This is a genomic window from Ruegeria sp. AP7, from assembly GCF_056539905.1.
Genome location: NZ_JBQFVT010000010.1, coordinates 134,114 through 155,192, shown reverse-complemented (window position 1 = coordinate 155,192; position 21,079 = coordinate 134,114). Strand labels below are relative to the sequence as shown.

21 protein-coding genes are annotated in these 21,079 nt (G+C 57.2%); 15 read left to right on the top strand and 6 right to left on the bottom strand.

The window, feature by feature from the left end; genetic code table 11:
- Positions 1–39 precede the first annotated feature (39 nt).
- On the bottom strand, positions 40–2,133 hold the full coding sequence (locus ACR0KN_RS17010; RefSeq protein ID WP_480655218.1) for a 3-hydroxyacyl-CoA dehydrogenase NAD-binding domain-containing protein: 2,094 nt from the start codon (positions 2,131–2,133) through the stop codon (positions 40–42).
- A gap of 266 nt (positions 2,134–2,399) precedes the next feature.
- On the opposite strand from ACR0KN_RS17010, the gene ACR0KN_RS17005 reads away from it, so the two are divergent.
- The 8 genes from ACR0KN_RS17005 (at position 2,400) to ACR0KN_RS16970 (ending at position 9,012) form a co-directional block, all read left to right on the top strand.
- On the top strand, positions 2,400–3,218 hold the full coding sequence (locus tag ACR0KN_RS17005; protein WP_170545814.1) for a cyclase family protein: 819 nt from the start codon (positions 2,400–2,402) through the stop codon (positions 3,216–3,218).
- 197 nt (positions 3,219–3,415) lie between these two features.
- Positions 3,416–4,618 carry a 3-oxoadipyl-CoA thiolase gene (gene pcaF / locus ACR0KN_RS17000; RefSeq protein WP_480655215.1) on the top strand — a complete coding sequence of 401 codons (1,203 nt, stop codon included), beginning with the start codon at positions 3,416–3,418 and terminating at the stop codon, positions 4,616–4,618.
- 15 nt (positions 4,619–4,633) lie between these two features.
- On the top strand, positions 4,634–5,626 hold the full coding sequence (gene paaA, locus ACR0KN_RS16995; protein ID WP_480655213.1) for a 1,2-phenylacetyl-CoA epoxidase subunit PaaA: 993 nt from the start codon (positions 4,634–4,636) through the stop codon (positions 5,624–5,626).
- An 18-nt stretch (positions 5,627–5,644) separates the two neighbouring features.
- A complete protein-coding gene (gene paaB / locus ACR0KN_RS16990) occupies positions 5,645–5,929 on the top strand; it encodes a 1,2-phenylacetyl-CoA epoxidase subunit PaaB (RefSeq protein WP_010437865.1) in 285 nt (94 codons plus the stop codon).
- Positions 5,929–6,687 (top strand): 1,2-phenylacetyl-CoA epoxidase subunit PaaC, encoded by a 759-nt coding sequence (gene paaC / locus ACR0KN_RS16985; RefSeq protein ID WP_480655211.1) that lies wholly within the window; start codon positions 5,929–5,931, stop codon positions 6,685–6,687. The genes paaB and paaC overlap by 1 nt, the downstream gene beginning before the upstream one ends.
- 6 nt (positions 6,688–6,693) lie before the next feature.
- Positions 6,694–7,152, top strand: coding sequence for a 1,2-phenylacetyl-CoA epoxidase subunit PaaD (paaD, locus tag ACR0KN_RS16980; protein WP_010437869.1), 459 nt, complete (start codon positions 6,694–6,696; stop codon positions 7,150–7,152).
- A 14-nt stretch (positions 7,153–7,166) separates the two neighbouring features.
- Positions 7,167–8,240 (top strand): 2Fe-2S iron-sulfur cluster-binding protein, encoded by a 1,074-nt coding sequence (locus ACR0KN_RS16975; RefSeq protein WP_480655209.1) that lies wholly within the window; start codon positions 7,167–7,169, stop codon positions 8,238–8,240.
- Positions 8,241–8,253: 13 nt separating this feature from the next.
- A complete protein-coding gene (locus ACR0KN_RS16970) occupies positions 8,254–9,012 on the top strand; it encodes a Phenylacetic acid catabolic protein (RefSeq protein ID WP_480655207.1) in 759 nt (252 codons plus the stop codon).
- Positions 9,013–9,015: 3 nt separating this feature from the next.
- On the opposite strand, the gene ACR0KN_RS16965 is transcribed toward ACR0KN_RS16970, so the two are convergent.
- From ACR0KN_RS16965 to paaG, 5 genes are all read right to left on the bottom strand, one after another.
- A complete protein-coding gene (locus ACR0KN_RS16965) occupies positions 9,016–9,228 on the bottom strand; it encodes a hypothetical protein (RefSeq protein ID WP_170477700.1) in 213 nt (70 codons plus the stop codon).
- 69 nt (positions 9,229–9,297) lie between these two features.
- The gene (locus ACR0KN_RS16960) at positions 9,298–9,894 is read right to left on the bottom strand and encodes a TetR/AcrR family transcriptional regulator (protein WP_170477697.1); all 597 of its coding nucleotides are present in this window, start codon (positions 9,892–9,894) and stop codon (positions 9,298–9,300) included.
- 22 nt (positions 9,895–9,916) lie between these two features.
- Positions 9,917–11,224 carry a phenylacetate--CoA ligase PaaK gene (paaK, locus tag ACR0KN_RS16955; RefSeq protein WP_480655204.1) on the bottom strand — a complete coding sequence of 436 codons (1,308 nt, stop codon included), beginning with the start codon at positions 11,222–11,224 and terminating at the stop codon, positions 9,917–9,919.
- Positions 11,225–11,239: 15 nt separating this feature from the next.
- A complete protein-coding gene (gene paaI / locus ACR0KN_RS16950; RefSeq protein ID WP_170477690.1) occupies positions 11,240–11,668 on the bottom strand; it encodes a hydroxyphenylacetyl-CoA thioesterase PaaI in 429 nt (142 codons plus the stop codon).
- Between the two features lies 1 nt (position 11,669).
- Positions 11,670–12,455 (bottom strand): 2-(1,2-epoxy-1,2-dihydrophenyl)acetyl-CoA isomerase PaaG, encoded by a 786-nt coding sequence (gene paaG / locus ACR0KN_RS16945; protein ID WP_480655202.1) that lies wholly within the window; start codon positions 12,453–12,455, stop codon positions 11,670–11,672.
- A gap of 200 nt (positions 12,456–12,655) precedes the next feature.
- Between paaG and ACR0KN_RS16940 the strand changes: the two genes are divergently transcribed.
- From ACR0KN_RS16940 to ACR0KN_RS16910, 7 genes are all read left to right on the top strand, one after another.
- Complete coding sequence (locus ACR0KN_RS16940) at positions 12,656–13,675, top strand: TRAP transporter substrate-binding protein (protein WP_170545786.1); 1,020 nt, start codon at positions 12,656–12,658, stop codon at positions 13,673–13,675.
- Positions 13,676–13,729: 54 nt separating this feature from the next.
- Entirely contained in the window at positions 13,730–14,233 is a 504-nt protein-coding gene (locus ACR0KN_RS16935) for a TRAP transporter small permease (protein WP_480655200.1), read from the top strand.
- Entirely contained in the window at positions 14,233–15,585 is a 1,353-nt protein-coding gene (locus ACR0KN_RS16930) for a TRAP transporter large permease (RefSeq protein WP_480655198.1), read from the top strand. Before ACR0KN_RS16935 ends, ACR0KN_RS16930 begins: the two co-directional genes overlap by 1 nt.
- Positions 15,586–15,613: 28 nt before the next feature.
- Complete coding sequence (gene paaZ / locus ACR0KN_RS16925) at positions 15,614–17,638, top strand: phenylacetic acid degradation bifunctional protein PaaZ (RefSeq protein WP_480655196.1); 2,025 nt, start codon at positions 15,614–15,616, stop codon at positions 17,636–17,638.
- Between the two features lie 53 nt (positions 17,639–17,691).
- A complete protein-coding gene (locus tag ACR0KN_RS16920) occupies positions 17,692–18,495 on the top strand; it encodes a PaaX family transcriptional regulator C-terminal domain-containing protein (protein ID WP_480655194.1) in 804 nt (267 codons plus the stop codon).
- A gap of 83 nt (positions 18,496–18,578) precedes the next feature.
- A complete protein-coding gene (locus ACR0KN_RS16915; protein ID WP_480655192.1) occupies positions 18,579–20,051 on the top strand; it encodes a flavin-containing monooxygenase in 1,473 nt (490 codons plus the stop codon).
- Positions 20,051–21,022 (top strand): alpha/beta fold hydrolase, encoded by a 972-nt coding sequence (locus ACR0KN_RS16910; RefSeq protein ID WP_480655190.1) that lies wholly within the window; start codon positions 20,051–20,053, stop codon positions 21,020–21,022. Before ACR0KN_RS16915 ends, ACR0KN_RS16910 begins: the two co-directional genes overlap by 1 nt.
- Positions 21,023–21,079: the final 57 nt, after the last annotated feature.

The window sequence follows — 21,079 nt, the reverse complement described above, 5'->3', positions numbered from 1 at the left end:
TGGCAATTTCAATGTCGGGCGGGCAAGGAGGCCTAGATCTCAACTTGCTTTGTTGAGATCGTCAAAACAACGACCTTCGGTTGCCAGTTGTTCAAGCAAAGGCGCGGGCTGCCAATAATATGGATCTTCTCCACACCATCGGCGAATGTCATCCACCACGTTTGACAGTCCCTGCAAGTCGGCCCATTTCAATGGTCCGCCCCAGTATCGTGGGAATCCATAGCCATAAAGCAGCGTGATATCCACATCCAGTGGTCTGCGGGCGATCCCCTCACCAACTACCTTTGCCGCCTCATTCACCATCGCAATCATATAACGACGCACGATCTCTTCGTCGGTGAACTCTCGTGTAGAGATACCTTTGGCGGCGCGCTCGGCTTCGATCAAAGGCATGATTTCAGGGTTGGGTCTTCTGTTTCGATTCCCCTGCTCGTAGACATAATATCCTTTGCCGGTCTTCTGACCAAAATTCCCTGCTTCGCATAGTTTATCGGCATAGATGCTGTCACGCGCACGTGGGTCCAGGCCCGCAGCCCGTTTGCGTTTGCGCGCGGCCCAACCGATGTCTAGCCCGGCAAGGTCGGAAACCGCAAATGGCCCCATTGCAAATCCAAATCCGGTCAACGCGGCATCAATCTGAAAAGGGCTTGCCCCATCCAGAACCATGTGATCAGCGCAGGTTCGGTAGGCGTTGAGAATACGGTTACCGATGAAACCGTCGCATACGCCAGCCCTGACGGATACTTTCCCTAACCGTTTGCCCAAAGCAAATCCTGTCGCAATAACTTCGGGCGCAGTGTGGTCCGCAACAACGATCTCAAGCAATTTCATCACATGTGCAGGTGAGAAAAAGTGCAGACCGATCACGTCACTGGGCCTGCCTGTGGATGCTGCAATTTCGTTCAGGTCGAGATATGAGGTGTTTGTTGCCAGCACGGCACCGGATTTACAGGTCGCATCCAGTTTTGCAAAAACCTGTTTCTTGATCTCCATATCCTCAAAAACGGCTTCTATCACCAAATCAACGCCACTCAGCGCATCATAGTCCGTGGACAGGGTTATCCTATTCTCCAGAATTTCCACTTGCGCGTCCGGGCTCAGCTTTCCGCGTTTCACTGCACCCGCCAGATTTGCTGCGATCCGGTCTTTTGCAGCCTTGGCTGCGTCCACCGACATTTCAAGCAATACAACCGAAAGCCCTGCCAGCAGAGCGGATGTGGCGATGCCTGCGCCCATCGTACCTCCTCCGACAACACCTATCTGATGAAGCTCGCGGGGGTTGATCCCTTGTAGTTCCGGGAGTTTGGAGACAGCGCGCTCGGCAAAGAAGGCATGGATCAGCCCTTTTCGCTGATCTGACGCCATCAGCTCGGTGAACAGTTCTCGTTCGCGAGCCTGTCCTGCTGCAAAATCATGGGCTTCACAGCTGGCTTGTACAGCACGCACGGCAATCGCAGGCGACAGCTGCCCCCGTCCTTTCTTCAATACGGCATCATAGGTCGCGTCAAAGTCGATCGGCGTTGGTTTAGCCATTTCGCAGACAGGTCGGCGCGGTGCGCCCGTATCAAGTAGATCTCGTACGAAGGCCAGCCCAATCTCGCGCGGATCTCCGTCCTGAACCTTGTCCAGCAAGCCCATCTGTAACGCTTCAGAGGCCTGCACATGGCGGCCCGTCGTTATCATTTCTAATGCGGCCTCGACGCCAGCGACCCGTGGCAATCGTTGGGTTCCACCCGCGCCGGGGATGATGCCAAGGTTGACCTCGGGCAGCCCGACTTTTGTTAATGGGGTCGCAATACGGTAGTGACAGGACAGGGCAACCTCAAGCCCGCCGCCAAGGGCTGTTCCGTGTAAAGATGAAACCACCAGAAGCGGTGATGCTTCAATGCGATCGCAGAGCGCGGGTAACCAAGGATCCTGTGGTGGCTTGCCGAATTCGCGAATATCAGCGCCGGCAAAGTAGGTTCGCCCCCTACCGTAAATCAAAACGGCCCGTACGCCATCAGCTTCAGCACGCTCAATCCCTGCTAGGAGGCCTTGGCGTACTTCTGCAGCCAGAGCATTTACCGGCGGGTTATTCGCCGACAAAACCGCGATGTCGCCCACTTTTTCATAGCCAATAACCTGGGACATTTGTTCCTGCCTCCTGAAAAGATATGCGTTGTGGTCCATTCAACCCGATTTGCCACGCAGTCAGAGACTGAACCGTACTGAGACAGTATTCAACCCTATAATCGACCAACCGTTCGGTTTTTGAGCTACGGTCGCAGCGTTACGAACATGTGAAACGCACATCATCAGCGTCGGGCTAAACTGAACTTAAGGGGGCTGAATTGGACTCAGTCAAGCATGTCGGGCAGTATTCCGCTGTCGGTGTCATTTAATAAGGGAGCTACAAGATGTGTGATGTATGCGTAATGAATGCGGTAAAAGATCGGATGCTATCTCGGCGTTCTTTCTTTAAAGCCGGGGCCGCAATGGTGGCTGGAACCGCACTAAGCTCGGCTGCGACGACACCTGCAATGGCGATGGGCCATGGAGAAGTCGTAGACATGACACATATATATGATGCTGATTTTCCGACCTATTTTGGCGAACCCGGAATTGAGGCAACTCAAGCCTTCAACTTCAAGGACCACGGTTTCAATCTATTCAATCTCGCTGTAAATGAACACACAGGCACGCATATCGATGCGCCGCTACATTTCTCGGCCGATGGTCAGTCGGTTGATGAAATTCCTGTATCCAATCTGGTATGCCCACTTTGCGTAATTGATATCGCTGCGCGGGCAGCAGAGGATGCGGATGCTCAGGTTACGCCTGACGATCTTGAGGCCTGGATCTCTGCAAACGGTCCGATCCCAGACGGCGCTTGCGTCGCGATGCATTCAGGGTGGGGAGCTAAATCCGCAACGCCAGACTTCCGCAACGCAGACGCCGAAGGCAAAATGCACTTTCCGGGTTTCCATGTCGAAGCCGCACAGATGCTGATGGATGGCACAGGCGCTGTTGCCTTGGCGGTGGATTCCCTATCCCTCGATCACGGACCATCAGCCGATTTTGCTACTCACTACGCGTGGCTACCTACGAACAGGTATGGCATTGAAAATCTTGCAAACCTGGACAAAGTGCCAGCCAGTGGAGCGACATTGATTGTGGGTGCGCCAGCTCATCGCGGGGGGTCTGGCGGTCCGGCCCGCATATTTGCGATGGTCTGAATTTCTTCGTCATTCATGCCAAGTATTAAAGCCCGCAAATCTGCGGGCTTTAATAATTTAGCCGCCCTAATATGTTACCATTATCCTCAAAAACTTAAAATCATGTTACATTTTTCTTGCTGCGAATCGTGGCGTTGCTTATTAACCGACCTATCGGTCACTTAATCACGCGACATAACTCTCGGAGCCCTCGCCCAATGGACGCCTTTATCTGCGACGCGCAGCGCACACCAATCGGACGGTATGGCGGCAGCCTCAGCCAGGTTCGCACGGATGATTTGGCAGCGATCCCAATTGCTGCGCTGATAGCGCGAAACCTTCAGGTTGATTGGACAGGCATAGACGACGTGATCTACGGCGACGCCAATCAGGCTGGGGAAAGCAACCGCAACGTGGCGCGGATGGCGGCGTTGCTGGCGGGGCTGCCGGTGGATGTGCCTGGAACGACCATCAACCGACTTTGTGCTTCTGGTATGGATGCGGTAGGTATGGCGGCCCGCGCGATCCGCGCCGGGGACTATGACATGGCCATCGCCGGGGGTGTCGAAAGCATGTCGCGCGCACCATTTGTGATGCCCAAAGCGATGTCCGCCTTCTCGCGCGCTAATTCAGTCTACGACACAACGATCGGCTGGCGTTTTGTGAATCCCAAGATGAAGCAGGAATTCGGTATCGACTCGATGCCCGAAACAGCAGATAACGTAGCGGAAGCTTACGGTATCAACCGCTCCGATCAGGATGCGTTTGCCGAACGCAGCCAGGCCCGCTGGGCCGCGGCGCACCAGACCGGGGTGTTTCAGGAGGAGATCACCCCGGTCACAATCCCGCAACGTAAGGGCGATCCTGTGGTGGTCGATACGGATGAACATCCGCGTCCTGGAACCACAGCCGAGAAACTGTCGGGCCTGAAGGGCATTAACGGGTCTGAAAAGACTGTCACGGCTGGTAACGCTTCGGGCGTAAACGACGGCGCGGCGGCGATCTTGATGGCGAATGAATCCGCAGCGGCAAAGAACGATCTGACCCCAATCGCCCGCGTTGTCGGAATGTCCGTTGCCGGGGTCGAACCTCGCGTGATGGGCATCGGTCCTGTTCCAGCCAGCCGCAAGGTACTGGCCCGCGCGGGTCTCAGCATCGATCAGATGGATGTGATAGAATTGAATGAGGCATTTGCCTCGCAAGGCCTTGCCACGCTTCGCGAACTGGGGGTGCCCGATGATGCGCCCCATGTAAATCCGAACGGAGGCGCCATTGCGATCGGGCATCCGCTTGGGATGAGTGGTGCAAGGTTGGTTATGACCGCTGCTTATCAACTGCGCCGCACGGGCGGGCGCTATGCGCTCTGCACCATGTGCGTCGGGGTGGGGCAGGGTGCCGCACTTATTCTTGAACGCGTGTAAGGGAGGAGACCTCACATGTACGCTCAGATGATCAAGACAGCCGGAACAGGCGTGAAATCCCGCGAGGAGATGACCGAGCAGGAGCGCACCTTTCAGGACAAGATTGATGCCGATATCAAAATCGAGCCCAAAGACTGGATGCCCGATGACTATCGCGCGACTCTTATCCGTCAGATTGGCCAGCACGCGCATTCCGAGATTGTCGGCCAGTTACCCGAAGGCAACTGGATCACGCGCGCTCCAACACTGGAGCGTAAGGCGATCCTATTGGCCAAGGTGCAGGATGAGGCCGGGCATGGGCTGTATCTCTATTGTGCGGCCGAAACGCTGGGCGTCAGCCGGGACGAGATCACCGAGATGCTGTTGGATGGCCGCATGAAGTATTCGTCGATTTTCAACTACCCGACATTGAACTGGGCCGATATCGGCGCGGTCGGATGGCTGGTCGATGGTGCCGCGATCATGAACCAGGTTCCGCTGCAGCGGACGTCCTTTGGCCCCTATTCGCGCGCTATGATCCGCATCTGCAAGGAAGAGAGTTTTCACCAGCGTCAGGGCTATGATGCGATCCGCAAGATGGCAGAAGGCACGCCAGAACAGCGCAAGATGGCGCAGGATGCATTGAACCGGCTCTGGTATCCGTCGCTGATGATGTTTGGACCTTCCGACAAGGAAAGCGTGCATTCAGCGCAATCTATGGCTTGGAAGATCAAGATCAATACCAATGACGAGCTGCGCCAGAAATTCGTGGATCAGACCGTGCCGCAGGCCGAGTATCTCGGCCTGAGCATTCCCGACCCCGACCTGAAGTGGAACGAAGAGCGGGGCCACTACGACTACACCGACCCGGACTGGTCCGAATTCTTCGATGTGATCAAAGGCAACGGCCCCTGCAATGTCGATCGTTTGGCCGCGCGTAACAAGGCGTGGGACGATGGAAAATGGGTGCGCGACGGATTGTTGGCCCATGCCGGCAAGAAACGAACACGAAATCTGGCCGCAGAGTAAACCCAAGGAGGATACCAAATGAACAATGAATGGCCCCTGTGGGAAATCTTCATCCGTGGTCAGCATGGGATGAGCCACCGCCACGTCGGCTCGCTGCATGCGCCTGACGCGGAGATGGCAATCAAGAATGCGCGCGACGTCTATACCCGCCGCAACGAAGGCGTGTCGATCTGGGTGGTCGAGGCCAACAACATTTCGGCCTCTTCGCCTAGCGACAAAGGCCCGCTTTACGAGCCCAGTGAGAGCAAAGTGTACCGTCACCCGACCTTTTTCGACATTCCCGATGAAGTGGGGGCAATGTGATGACCCGGGACGAAGCATTCCTGCAGTTTCTGCTGCGGATGGGGGATAATACCCTGATCCTCGGCCATCGCGTTAGCGAATGGTGCGGCCACGCGCCGGTGCTGGAGGAGGATATAGCTCTGGCCAACACTGCGTTGGACCTGATCGGTCAGACCCAGATGTGGTTGGGCCTCGCCGGTGAGATCGACGGCGGCAAAAGCGCCGATGACCTGGCCTTTTTGCGCGACGCATGGGACTTTCGTAATGTGTTGCTGGTTGAGGTCCCGAATGGCGATTTCGGGCGCACTCTGATGCGCCAGTTCCTGTTCGATGCGTGGCATTCGATCATGCTGGGGCGATTAATGAAATCATCCGACGAGCGGGTCGCGGCGATTGCTGCCAAGGCCAGCAAAGAGGTCACCTATCACCTCGAACGCTCTGGCGATACGGTTGTGGGGCTCGGCGATGGAACCGAGGAAAGCCACACCCGGATGCAGGAGGCGCTGTACTATCTCTGGCCCTATGTAGGCGAGATGTTTGCCAGCGATGATGTTGATGCTGAGATGGTTGCGGCGGGGATTGCTCCGAACCCGACATCTCTGCGAGCAGAATATGACGCTCTGATCATGCGGGTTCTGAGCGAGGCAACGCTGACCATTCCCGAAAGCCACTTTGCCCATAAAGGTGGGCGTGACGGGCGGATGCATACCGAACATCTGGGCCATTTACTGACACAGATGCAGTGGCTTCAACGCGCCTATCCCGGCGCCTCTTGGTAAGAGCGCATGAGGGCCTCGACTGATCAGGTATGGGAGTGGCTGGACGCTGTTCCCGACCCCGAGATCCCAGTGATCTCGGTCGTCGACCTAGGCATTGTGCGTGATGTGCAGTGGGACGATGACACGCTGTTGGTCACAGTCACCCCGACTTATTCGGGCTGCCCGGCGACTTCGGTGATCAGCATGGATATCGAAACCGCGTTGCGTGATCACGGGATTGACGATTTGCGGATCGAAACAAGTATTGCGCCCGCGTGGACCACCGATTGGCTCAGTGACAAGGGCCGCGCCCGGCTGGAGGAATACGGAATCGCTCCGCCCCAGCCTGCTGGCGGACCCGAACGTTGCCCACTTTGTGGCAGCAAAGCGGTCGAGAAGGTCAGCCAATTCGGCTCGACCCCGTGCAAGGCCCATTGGCGCTGTACCGACTGTTTGGAACCTTTTGACTATTTCAAGTGCATCTGAGGGAGGATCGCCGGATGGCACGCTTTCATGATCTGGAAGTCACCGACATTCACAAAACCATCCGCGACGCGGTGGTGGTGACGTTGAAACCGGTAAACGGTTCGGCTGAGGAATTCGATTTCACCCAAGGCCAATACCTGACCTTCCGCCGCGATTTCGATGGGGAGGAACTGCGCAGATCTTACTCGATCTGCGCTGGTAAGGATGAAGGTATTCTGCAGGTGGGGATCAAGCGCGTGGATGGCGGGGCGTTTTCGACCTGGGCCAACACCGACCTGAAGGTGGGCGATAAGGTTCAGGCGATGCCGCCGATGGGCAGCTTTCACACTGCGATCGATCCGTCCGCCGAAAAGCAGTATTTGGGTTTCGCAGGAGGGTCAGGAATCACCCCGGTTCTGTCGATCCTGAAAACCACGCTCGCCCGGGAGCCGCATTCCCGCTTCACGCTGGTTTATGCGAACAAGGGCGTGAACACGATCATGTTCCGGGAAGAGCTTGAGGATCTCAAGAACCTCTATATGGGGCGCTTGAACGTGATCCACATTCTGGAAACGGATGCGCAGGAGATCGAGTTGTTCACCGGTTTGGTCACGCAAGAGAAATGTGCCGACCTGTTCGAACACTGGATCGACATCAAGAATGTCGACACAGCCTTTATCTGCGGACCCGAGCCTATGATGTTGGGCATTGCAGCTGCTCTACGTGCGCACGGGTTGAATGATGGGCAAATCAAATTCGAGCTTTTTGCCAGCGCCCAACCCGGTCGGGCCAAGCGCAAGGTAAGCGGCGCGGATACGGCGTCTCAGGCCAACCAGACCAAGGCCTCAATCACGATGGACGGGGCAACGCAGACAATCACCATGCCTAAGGATCAGTCGATTCTGGATGCAGCGCTGGAGAACGCGATGGACGCGCCTTACGCCTGCAAAGCTGGGGTGTGCTCGACCTGTCGTTGCCGTGTGCTCGAGGGCGATGTTGAGATGGTCGCCAATCACGCATTGGAAGATTACGAGGTCGAAAAAGGATACGTCCTGAGCTGTCAGGCCTATCCTCTGACCGACAACGTGGTCGTGGACTACGATCAATAGACCGGAGGGAATGATGGCTGAAGACATGACAATCGAGAGCTATCTGGCCGCAGGTGGCGTACTGAGCAATCCGACCAATGTTCCACCGCGTTACCGCGCAGAACTCATGAAGCTGATGGCGACCTTTGTGGATAGTGAGCTGGCAGGTGCTGCAGGCTTTGCCGACATCATCAATCAGGGCCCCGGCATCAAGGAACGCATCGCGGCGGCAAAGATTGTGTTGGAAAAGACCGACAATGCGGATCGTGTGCTGAAAATCATGGGCGAGTTCGGGGCCAACACTGATCGCTATGCAAACCATCACCCTTGGACCAAGCGTCTGGATCGCGATGCGGATATTGGGGCGACCCGGTCCGAGCATGATATGCGTCTTGCGGTCTTTAACTATCCGATCGAAGGGTGGGGCGATGCTGTGGTGATGAACCTGCTGATGAGCCAGGCGGTTGCGGTTCAACTAGCTCAATTCTCTCAGATATCTTATCAACCTTTGGCCGAAGCCTTCCGGGATATCGCTCCGATCGAGGCGCGCCATGGAGAACTGGCCCTTGAAGGCGCGCTCAAGCTGATCGAACAGGGGAAGGCTGCCGAGATGCAGGCGTCAATTGACTATTGGTGGCCCCGCGTGGCGGCCAGTTTTGGGGCCGGGGATGCGGAGAAAATCGAGACGCTGCGCAAGCTGGGGCTACGGCAACTGACCGGAGCCGCGATGAGAGATCAGTGGGTGGCGAAGGCGACTGAGCAGGTCGCGAATCTGGGGCTGAAAGCGCCCTGACTTTCAGGGCTGACGCTTGCGGCTAAGCAATCCGTATTTCACGGCCAACCCACGCAGAGATCGCCGTTTGCCTCGGTCTTTCTTCGCTGATTGTGTCTGCGCGCCAGCCTTCCGGTTGAATTCGAACACATCAATCACGCGTTCGGCGCAGCCACAGGCTTCGCCTAAGCCCACTTTGGCGAAATAGAATTTATCGAAACGATCAGGGCGTTGCATAAGGGTCCTCCGCCCTCATTCAAACCTATTTGGGTGGAAGAACCAAATTAACTCTGTTCCAGCCGCCTGTCAAAGACCGTCAACACCCGACAAAGTCAGATCACTTACCAACGCAGCATAATCGCTGCGCGCATCAGAATCTGCGCCGGCGTTCCACATGTAGAACCAATTCAGCATACCAAAGACAGACATGGTGGTTGCCCGCAGTTTTGCCGCGTCATCCTCGAAAGTGGCCGGTGATATACTGGCAATGATGTCACTGACGAACTCGACCAAATCCCGCTGATAGCCACGCAGTAGTTTCTGCTGTTCCTCGGGCAAAGCAGACATACCGCTGGTTTGCACCCGGTGTTCATCATCCACGCCCTGATAGGCCAGCAGGATTTCCCGCACCACCCGTCTCAGGCGATCCGCTGGCTCAAGCGCTTCAAGGTCCAACCCACAAATCTGATCACGCAGTTGCAGCAAATAGCTGTCGAGTATGTCAAACAGGATCGCGTCCTTGCTGTCATAGTAGTGATAGATATTGGCCTTGGATATTCCACACTCGCGCGCCAGCTGAGACATTGACGCCCGGTCAAACCCTTCTTGCGCGAAGACGCGGGCGGCGGATTTCAGAATACGAGCCCGCTTGTCGTCGTGGTCTTTTGCTATCGTCCGCGCCAAGGGCCGACCCTCCGTCTCTTGTTTAACTATCCCGATTGTCGATCACGCGCCGCGCCTTGCCCTGCGAGCGTTCGACCTCGCCCGGCTCGCCTATATCGATCTCGGTCGAGATTCCAACCACCTCTTTGATCCGTCGCGACAACATCCGGGCGGCAGCGGTTTTGCTCAGCTCATCTGCCGCGTCTGGGGTCGCCTCGACATGTACGCGCATCGCGTCCATTCGTCCGGCTTTGTAAAGTTCGATCTGGTAATAGGGTGCTAGACCGCCGGTTGCCAAAACCTGCTCTTCGATCTGGCTGGGGAAGACGTTTACGCCGCGCAGGATGATCATATCGTCCGAGCGGCCGGTGATCTTTTCCATCCGCCGCATCGACCGCGCCGTACCGGGCAACAGCCGCGTCAGGTCACGGGTACGATAGCGGATCATCGGAAGGCCCTCTTTGGTCAGCGTGGTGAAGACCAGTTCACCGATCTCACCGTCGGGCATGACCTCACCGGTTTGGGGGTCGATGATTTCTGGATAGAAGTGATCTTCCCAGATCACCGGTCCGTCTTTGGTTTCGACGCACTCATTGGCGACGCCTGGTCCCATGATCTCGGACAGGCCGTAGATATCGACGGCATGCATGTCGAAGGCCTGTTCAACCTCGGAGCGCATGGAATCTGTCCAAGGTTCGGCGCCAAAGACGCCGACAGCCAGAGAGCATTCGCGCGGATCTAGGCCAACCTTATGATACTGTTCAAGAATATTTAGCATATAGGATGGCGTAACCATGATCCCGTCGGGCTTGAAATCAGTGATCAGATCAACCTGCTTGGCGGTTTGCCCGCCGCTCATCGGGACGACCGTGGCCCCCAGACGCTCAATCCCGTAATGCGCGCCCAAACCGCCGGTGAATAGGCCATAGCCATAGGCGTTGTGGACCATGTCGCCGCGGCGCAACCCGCTGGCCCGCAATGACCTTGCCACCAGATCGGCCCAATTATCGATATCGCCTTGCGTATAGCCCACCACGGTTGGCTTGCCCGTGGTTCCTGACGAGGCGTGAACACGGATGATCTGCTCACGCGGAACGGCAAATAGGCCGAAAGGATAGTTTTCCCTCAGATCGTTTTTGTAGGTAAACGGAAAACGCGCGAGATCACTGAGAGATTGCAGGTCATCAGGATGCACCCCAGCCTCATCAAACCGCTGCCGGTACATAGGTACGTTTTCATAGGCATGGCGCAGCGACCATTTAAGCCGATCCAACTGTAAGCTGCGAATTTCATCAACCGAGGCGATCTCGATCGGATCAAGATCCGCCTTATTCGGAGTAAGATCCTTCATGCCATCCCCCTCATCTCAGGTCTCGTCAAACACTGGGCCTTTGACCGCGCGGGAAAATCCCCGAAACTCTGCGATCTTTTGGCCGGTCTGGTTGGTTACTGTTACGTCATAGATGCCGCTGCGCCCGGTCAGGCTAAGTTCCGTTGCACAGGCCGTCAGCAGGTCACCGGATCGCGCGGGCGCGACGTAGCTGATCACATTGTGCTGCGCGACTGTTGATTGGTTGCGGCTGTTGCAGGCAAAGGCAAAGGCACTGTCGGCCAGCATGAAGGTCACGCCGCCATGGCAAATACCGTGCCCATTGCAATGATGGTCCTGAACGGCGAGCGTCAGGATCGCGGTCCCTTCGTCAACTTCGCCTAATTCCATGCCCGCCCATTTCGAGGCATTGTCGCGTCCCCACATGGCAGCTGCGGCTTTTTGGGCGCGCTCCTTTGGCGTCATCTTATACTCCCCGAAAGACCGGCGCGCGTTTTTCCAGAAACGCTGTGACACCTTCGGCATAGTCTGCGCTTTCACCGCAGGTTTTCATCGCGTTTGCCTCAACCTCCAGATGGTCGGTCAGGGAATTCGTGGCTGCTGCCTGAATCGTCTGTTTCGTCAAGCCAAGTCCCAGCGTTGGACCATTGGCGAACTGTTCCGTCATTGCTCGCGCCTCAGTCATCAGGTCAGCGTCGGGGATGGCCTTCCAGATCAGCCCCCAATCCGCGGCCTGTTGCGCGGGCAATGGCTGCCCGGTCAAAGCCAGCCCCTTGGCCCGTGCCTCACCCAGCAGGTGGGGCAGATGCCAACTGCCCCCGGTATCGGGGATCAGTCCCACTTTGGAAAACGACTGTATGAACTTGGCAGATTCGGCGGCCAGTACCACATCACATGCCAAGGCGATATTGGCACCCGCGCCTGCCGCAACACCATTGACGGCGCAGACGACGGGGAAATTCAGCGACCTGATTAGGCGCACCAGAGGTGCATAAAACGTGCGCACCGTGTTGCCCAGGTCTGGCGGGCCCTCCATTGTTGCAGGGTTTCGATCCCCCAAATCCTGCCCGGCACAGAACCCGCGTCCGGCTCCGGTCAGCAGCACGGCGCGGGTTCCACCATCGCGCGCGGCTTCAAGCGCGGCGCGCAAGGCATAGTGCATCTCATCCGTGAAACTGTTCAGGCGATCTGGGCGATTGAGTGTGATTTCAACCCATTGCCCCATATTCTGCGAAATAATCGTATCAGACATGCCCGGTTCGCTTTTCATAAGTTACAACAAACTTCTTGCATAAACCGAACGGTTGGTCAATAAATTCTATAGCCGTTTGTGACTCGGCGATCAGAAATGCCCTCTGGCCTACGCGCTGAACTGCTTTTCTCGTCGTTGATAGTTACAAAACGTACCATTAACACATTCACGACTTGCGCTTTTGAGGAGGAGACCCGGTCATGAAATTCACCAAGCTCACCACGCTGCTGGCTTCGGCAACATTGGCGGTGTCAGGCACCATTGCTTTTGCAGCCGACTACACCCTGACAATTTCCAGCTGGGCTCCACCCACCCACGGCATCAATGCGAAGATGTGGCCCAAATTCGTCGAGATGGTCGAAGAGGCCACTGACGGGCAGGTTACTGCAGAGCTCAAGCTGGGCATCGCTCCGCCACCGGCACAGATGGACCTGATCATGGACGGCGCCGCCGATGCCTCGATTATTTTCCACGGGTATCAGCCCGGGCGTTTTGTCACCACCAAGCTGATCGAACTGCCAGGCTATGAAGGCTCGGCCGAGGACGCTTCGGTTGCTTACTGGCGCACCTACGATCAGCATCTGAAAGCTGCTGACGAGCATCGTGGTGTAAAAGTCATCGCCCTGCACACACACGGGCCTGCGCAGCTGCATTCCAGTGCGCCGGTCACCACACTGGATGAGGTTTCGGGCCTGAAAGTCCGCATCCCAGGCGGCGTTGGCGGAGACGTTGGTGCGGCGCTGGGCGCGACCGGCATTCAGGTGCCCGCCCCAAAAGTCTATGAAACACTGGCGTCCAAGGCGGCTGACGGCGTCGTTATGCCCTTGGAATCGCGCAAGGGTTTCAAGCTGACCGAAGTTGCACAGAACGTCTATGAGATGCCCGGTGGCCTTTATCGTGGCTCGTTTGCCTTCATCATGAACGAAGACACCTTCGCAGATCTGCCGCCCGAGCTGCAGACGGCGTTGGAAGAAAACGTATTCGGTGAACCGCTGAGCCGTGAGATCGGCAAGATCTGGGATGAGATTGATGCCACAGGTCGCGAGGCAACCGAGGCGGCAGAAGGTAATGCCATCAACGCTGCCACGGACGCGGACATGGAGAAGTTCTCGGCCATCGCCGAAGACATCCGCGGCAAGGTCATCGCCGAGGTTGACGCAACAGGTGTCGACGCTCAGGCCGCCTATGACATGATCAAATCGGAAATGTCCTCGAACTGATCCAACTTCAGGGCGGCCTTTGCGCTGCCCTGACTTACCCTGCGCGAGTTTTCCATGACCCCGATAATCCAGCTTGTGCGACGCGCCAGCGCCCTTCCCGTGATCGTGGCGTGCATCGCCCTGTTCATCCTGATGGCAATGACATTTTGCGACGTGATCCTGCGTTCGGTCTTCAATGCGCCCATTGAGGCCGCAACCGAACTGACGCGGATATTGATGGCCATTCTGGTGTTTTCAGTCCTCCCGATTGTCTCAACCACCAACGGCCATATCGCGGTCGATCTGACGGACGGGTTCTTCCACCGTCTGCACCTGTCACGTGCGCGGGACGTGGTGATCTATGTGGTCAGCGGCATCATGCTGTTCTGGCCGGTCCAACGCGTCTGGGTCCTGGCCGAGCGGGCGCGGGATTATGGGGACGTGACTGAGTATCTTTCAATCCCCACCTACCTGATCGGCTGGTTCATTACCCTGTCCGTTGCCACCACCGCACTGGTGATGATCGCCACTGGGCTGCTAAAGGCCTTCGCCCCAAATACTCTGTCGGAGCCTATGTAATGACCGCAGCGCTGATCGGATTTGCGATTGTATTGATCCTGGTGCTGGTGCGCCTGCCCATCGTCTTTGCCATGGGACTGGTCGGCACATTAGGCTTCGCCTACGAACGTGGCGGCTCGATCTTTGATGAACGCGGGTTGAAGGCTGCCATGTCTATGGTGGGCCGCCAGATTACTGACACTGCTCAGGATTATGGTCTGTCGGTGGTGCCGCTGTTCATCCTGATGGGCCTGTTCGTGAACAAAGGCGGTATGGCGCGCGAGCTTTATGCGGTGTCCAACGCTTTCTTGGGCCACATGCGCGGCGGAATCGCTATGGCCACGGTCGCAGCCTGCGGCGGGTTCTCGGCCATTTGCGGCTCGTCTCTGGCCACTGCCGCGACCATGTCAAAGGTCGCGATGCCGCAGATGCGCCGCTATGGCTACTCCGATGAACTCTCGACCGCGTCGATTGCCGCCGGTGGTACGTTGGGCATTCTGATCCCCCCATCGGTCATTCTGGTCATTTACGGGCTGTTGACCGAAACCTCGATCGGGAAACTGTTCATGGCGGGAATCATACCCGGCATTCTCGGTATCCTCTTCTACCTTTTCGCGGTGCGCTGGACCGTTTGGCGCAACCCTGAGGCTGGGCCAGCCGGGGAACGCGCCACCTGGCCGGAGCGTATCCGTGCGCTGGGTTCTGTCTGGGCCGTGCTGCTGCTGTTCTTTCTGGTGATCGGCGGGCTCTACGGCGCCTTCGACTTCGAGCCGCTTAACCTGACTTTCTCACCGACCGAGGCCGCAGGCATGGGCGCCGCCGGGGCCTTTCTGATCGCCCTGTTTCGCGGTGGCTTGACTGTCGGCTCAACCTTCGAGGTGCTGAAAGAGACCTGCTTTACGGCGTCTGCATTGTTCGCAGTTCTGATCGGCGCGCAGATATTCTCGAATTTCATCAATCTAGCCGGCTTGCCCGAAGCCCTGATTGCAATGGTCACGGCCTATGATGTGGCACCGTTTGTCGTGATTCTGATGATCCTCGGCATCTACATCATTCTGGGCTGCGTCTTCGAATCCCTCTCGATGCTGTTGCTGACGGTCCCAATCTTCTTCCCGCTGGTCACGTCGCTGGGATATGACCCGATCTGGTTCGGCATCGTTGTGGTGGTTGTCACCGAAATCTCGCTGATCACCCCGCCCGTGGGCCTGAACGTCTTCATCCTGAAAGGCGTGGTGGGCGACGTCTCGACCGGCACCATCTTCCGCGGTGTTACACCATTCTGGGTTGCCGATATCTTCCGCCTTGCGCTGATCGTGCTGCTGCCCATCGTGGTTCTGTACCTGCCGCAGCAAATGGGCGCGCTGGGGCACTGAGCCCCGCCTCATCAAACAGGAGAACATCATGTCCCTGCATCAGATTTCCAGCTTTGCCGCTGGCACTTGGGTCGCGCCCGGAGAAGGCGCACGCACCATCGCATCCGCCATCACCGGCGCACCGTTTGCCAGCGCTGGCAACGCGGCGCTCGACGTGCAGGCCATGCTGGATTACGCGCGCTACACCGGCGGCCCCGCCCTGTGCAAGCTCACTTTTCATGATCGTGCCCGGATGCTCAAGGCACTGGCGCAAGAACTTTCGGCGCATAAACAGGCACTCTACGATCTGAGTTTCGAGACCGGAGCCACCCGGAAAGACCACCTGATCGATATCGACGGTGGCATCGGCACGATGTTTGTCTTCGCCTCCAAGGGTAGGCGCGAGATGCCCGACGCGCAGGTCTACCTGGATGGAGATATCGAACAACTGTCGCGCAACGGCACGTTTCTGGGACAACATATCTGCAGGCCATTGCAAGGCGTGGCGGTCCACATCAACGCATTCAACTTCCCGGTCTGGGGCATGTTGGAGAAACTCGCTCCAACTCTTTTGGCGGGTGTTCCGGCCATCGTGAAACCGGCGACCAACAGTTGCTATGTCACCGAACTGGCGGTGCGGATCATGCTGGAAAGCGGCATCCTGCCCGCCGGTGCGCTGCAACTGGTCTCGGGCGGCTTGGGAGACATGCTCGATCACTTGGATTGTCAGGACGTGGTCAGCTTCACCGGTTCGGCGAACACCGCGTTAAAGCTACGGCAGACACCTGCGATCTTGCAAAACTCGGTCCGGTTCGTTGCTGAGCAGGATAGTTTGAATGCTTCAATCCTCGGCCCGGATGCAGAGCCCGGCACGCCGGAATTCGATCTGTTCGTTAAGGAAGTCTCTCTTGAAATGACCACCAAGGCGGGCCAGAAATGCACCGCCATCCGTCGTATCATCGCGCCCGATAGTCAGCTCGACGCCGTGATATCCGCACTCTCGGAACGGTTGGCGAAGATTACCGTCGGCGATCCGCGGGCCGAGACCACGCGCATGGGTGCGCTTGTGTCGAACGGGCAGAAGGCTGACGTGCTGGAAAAGGCCGCTTTGATTGGGCAAGAGGCTGAACGGGTTTATGGAAACCCCGACGCGTTCGACCTGAACGGCCCCGAAACTGGGGCCTTCGTTCCCCCAATGCTGTTTCACTGCGCTGACCCCGACAAAGCGCAGCGCGTGCACGATACCGAGGCGTTTGGCCCGGTCTCAACCCTGATGGGTTACCGAGATCTGGATCATGCGGTGGCACTGGCCAATCGCGGGCAGGGGTCTCTGGTCACATCACTGATCACCCACGACACTGAGGTTGCGCTGGACGTGGTTATGGGGGCTGCGGCCTATAACGGGCGGATTTACATTAACGACCGCGACTCGATGGCAGAATCGACCGGCCACGGTTCTCCGCTGCCGCATATGGTGCATGGTGGGCCGGGTCGAGCGGGCGGCGGTGAGGAAATGGGCGGCGTGCGCGGTGTGAAACACTATATGCAACGCACCGCCATTCAGGGCTCTCCGCGCATGCTCAGTGGTATCAGCACCAAATGGGTGCCCGGGGCGCCTGAAATCCAAGGTCCGGCACATCCGTTCACCCGTAAATTCGGTGAGTTGCAGGTCGGAGAGACGCTGCACACAGCCTCGCGCGTAATCACGCTGGAGGATATCGAACACTTCGCCAATTTCACCGGCGATACGTTCTACGCTCATATGGACGAGGACGCGGCGGCACGAAATCCGTTCTTCCCCGGTCGTGTGGCGCATGGCTATCTTTTGCTCAGCTTCGCGGCTGGCTTGTTTGTTGAACCGAACGAGGGGCCGGTGCTGGCCAATACCGGGCTGGATGGGTTGCGGTTCATGAAGCCGGTCGTCGCCGGGGACAGCATCAAAGTGCGTTTGACCGTCAAACAGAAAACCCCACGCAATGACGATTATGGCGAGGTTCGCTGGCACGTGTCCCTGACCAATCAGGATGACGAGCCGGTCGCAGAATACGAACTTTTGACAATGAATGCCCGCTAACTCGTTAGCGTAACCTGTTTTTCTTATTCGGCCTAATGGGTTAAACTGGTCCCATGACCAATCAAAGCTCGTGGTTCGAAACGGCCGTAGCCGATCTAGTGGATCCGCAAGACCAGCGGGTCTGGTCGATTATTGTCTCTTTGTTCGGAGATATGGCACAGGAACCGGGCGCGCAGATTTCAGGCGGTGCACTGACCCAGATTATTGAACCGATGGGCATAAAACCCGAAGCGATCCGGGTGGCGCTCCACCGATTGCGCAAGGACGGTTGGATCGAGAGTGACCGGATCGGTCGCGTCTCGCGCCATGTCCTCTCGGAATTTGGCAGAACCCAATCAGCGGCCGTCACACCGCGCATTTATGCGCGTGACTCGGCGCCTGTTGAACATTGGCATCTGCTGATTGCCGAGGACGGAACGGGTACGCAGGTGCTTGACGATGTAATGCTCAGCGATGACTACATTCCAATCGGACGCAACATAGCAATGAGGGCAGGTGCGGCTCCGCTTCAGGCGGAAGGATTACTCGCGCTGGATATCTCGCCGCAAACAGCCCCGAAGTGGATTCAGGATCGGTTATGCCCACCCGAGCTGCGCGCTTCGTGCCGGGCATTGCTAACTGCAGTCCAGAACGCAGCAAAAACTCACCCCGAGGAATGGACACCAACACCATTGCAGAGCGCCACATTACGGACTCTGCTGGTGCATCGATGGCGGCGTGTGGTGCTGCGCCAACCGGACCTGCCCGCAGCCTTTTACCCACCGGATTGGGTCGGCGCTGCCTGTCGAAAGAGCATTATTCGCATGCTTGATCTGCTTCCAAGGCCCTCAGCTGCCATTCTAAGCGGGAGCGGTTGACCAAACGGCACTCTGTTCAAAATGCGTTTGCGACCTTTATCATCTGATCAGCCGAGTGGAGCGCCAACGGAGGAGGCCGAAGGATGATGAAGCAAACAGATATGCTTATCATCGGTGCAGGTTTTTCCGGGCTAATTATGGCAATTGAGGCGCGAAAGCGCGGCATCGCAGATATTGTCATATTGGAGAAAGCAGCCGACATCGGCGGTACATGGCGCGAAAACACTTACCCTGGCGTCGCTTGCGATATCCCCTCGCATCTCTACTCGATGGCGACACATCTAAACCCGGATTGGAGCCGCGCCTATGCAGGTGGCGCCGAAATCCAGTCCTATTTGCAGAAAATCACGCGGGATGAGGGGCTGTACCAACTCTGTCACTTTCATCGGAAACTCAAATCTGCGCGGTGGGATGGTACGCGATGGCAGGTCGAGACAGAGGACGGCAACCATTGGTCAGCGCGGTTTCTGGTCTCGGCTATCGGCGCGCTGCACGTGCCGCGTATCCCGCATATCCCCGGCGCTGACAGCTTTCCAGGCCCTAGCTTCCATTCCGCAGAATGGGATCACGATGTTTCGCTTTCTGGTAAAAGAGTCGCTGTCATCGGCACTGGAGCTTCAGCCGTTCAGTTCGTCCCCGAGATCGCTAAAACTGCGGCGCAGGTCACCATCTTCCAACGCAGCGCGCCCTATGTTCTGCCTCGCCCGGACGGCCCGATTGCACCATGGGTGCGCCGCTTGTATCGGTACTTCCCAGTGCTGCCCCGCATACGGCGCCAACTGATCTATATGCTGTTTGAGTTTCGTCATCGCGTGTTTCGGGGCGAACCGCGGGCTGTCGATTTTGCAATGAAAATGTGGCGCCAGGCCTTGGACAGCGCGATCACCGATCCAGACCTGAAAGCCGCGCTGACGCCTGACTACACAATTGGATGTAAACGCATCCTCAGCTCAAATGACTGGTATCCGGCACTGGCACAAAACAACGTGGATGTGGTGCCGCATGCCGTCTCCAGGGTTGAAGGTGATCACATCATCGCGGGTGACGGCCGCGAGTTCATCGCTGATGTTCTGGTCTGGGGAACCGGATTCCATGTCACTGATGTGGTCGATAATCTCGACATAACTGGAACCAATGATCTGACACTGAAACAGGCCTGGTCAGGGGGTATGCAGGCCAACCTTGGCACCGCAATTGCCGGGTTTCCTAATTTCTTCATATTACTCGGCCCGCATACCGGGCTGGGGCACAACTCTGTCGTGCTTATGATCGAAGCACAGGTGGCTCATATCGGTCGTGTTCTAACAGAAATGCAGGAGGGTGGTCTTCGCACCATCACCCCGAAAACCGACAAACAGGTGGCGTTTACGAAAGAGATGCAGGACCGTCACCTCGAAAGCGTTTGGCAATCTGGGGGCTGCACCTCATGGTATCAGGACGCTGAGGGGCGCAATACAACGCTGTGGCCTGGCACTGTGTCCGAGTTCAGAAAACGCATGGCGCGATCCGGGCTCGAACAATATCATCCTGTGAGAGAAACGATCGGAGACCCATAATGTCGATCCTGCTGACGATTGTCCTGCTGCTGGTGGCTTTCCTGCTGTGCATGAACTTCTGGACGCGCCGCCTGACCCGTCAAGGGATCGAGATGGTGCCACAATTGGGACAAATCGTGACCGTTCAGGGAGGCAGCATCCACTATGTCGAAAAGGGCGACCCCGTTAATCCGACCATCGTCCTGATCCACGGCCTCTCGGGCCAGTTGCAGCATTTTACATACGCATTGATGGATGATCTGGCAGAGGACTATCACGTTCTCGCGGTCGACCGACCGGGTTGCGGTTACTCAACCCGTGATACCGCTGCGCTGGCCGCCCTGCCTGAACAGGCCCGGATGATCCACGCGTTTCTGGAAACCAAGAACGTCGACCAGAGCATACTGGTTGGCCATTCGCTTGGCGGCGCGGTATCGCTGGCAATGGCATTGGACTATCCCGACACTATCTCGGCGCTGGCACTTCTGGCCCCTCTCACGCAGCAGATGCCCGAACCGCCTGCCGTCTTCAAACCACTGGAAATCCGCTCCGATTGGTTGCGCAGCCTAATCGGAAACACCATCGCCGTGCCGATGGCCCGTAAAACAGCACCGCTGGTTCTGAAAGATGTCTTCGCCCCTGAACCCGCGCCTGCCGATTTTCTAAACCGCGCCGGGGGCGCTCTCGGCCTGCGACCTTCGGCCTTCATCACCGCGTCGCAAGACGTCATCGGCGTAGAAAGCAGCATGGGTGAATTAACCCAACGATACAGTGATCTGAAAACGCCCGGAGGCATCCTGTTCGGCACCGAAGATCCGATCCTGTCGGCTGAGACACACGGTGCATCAATGACGAAATTCGGCCTCACCTTCGAAAAACTGGAACATCGAGGTCACATGATCCTGATCACTGAACCTAATATCTGCGCACGTTTCATCCGCCAAATCGCCGGCATGACCCACGCCGACATGAAAAAACAAAACCCTCACTGAAAGCGCACACAAAGAATCCCATCAGACCTTCAATTCCCTCTTGACCCTCTCCGGTCC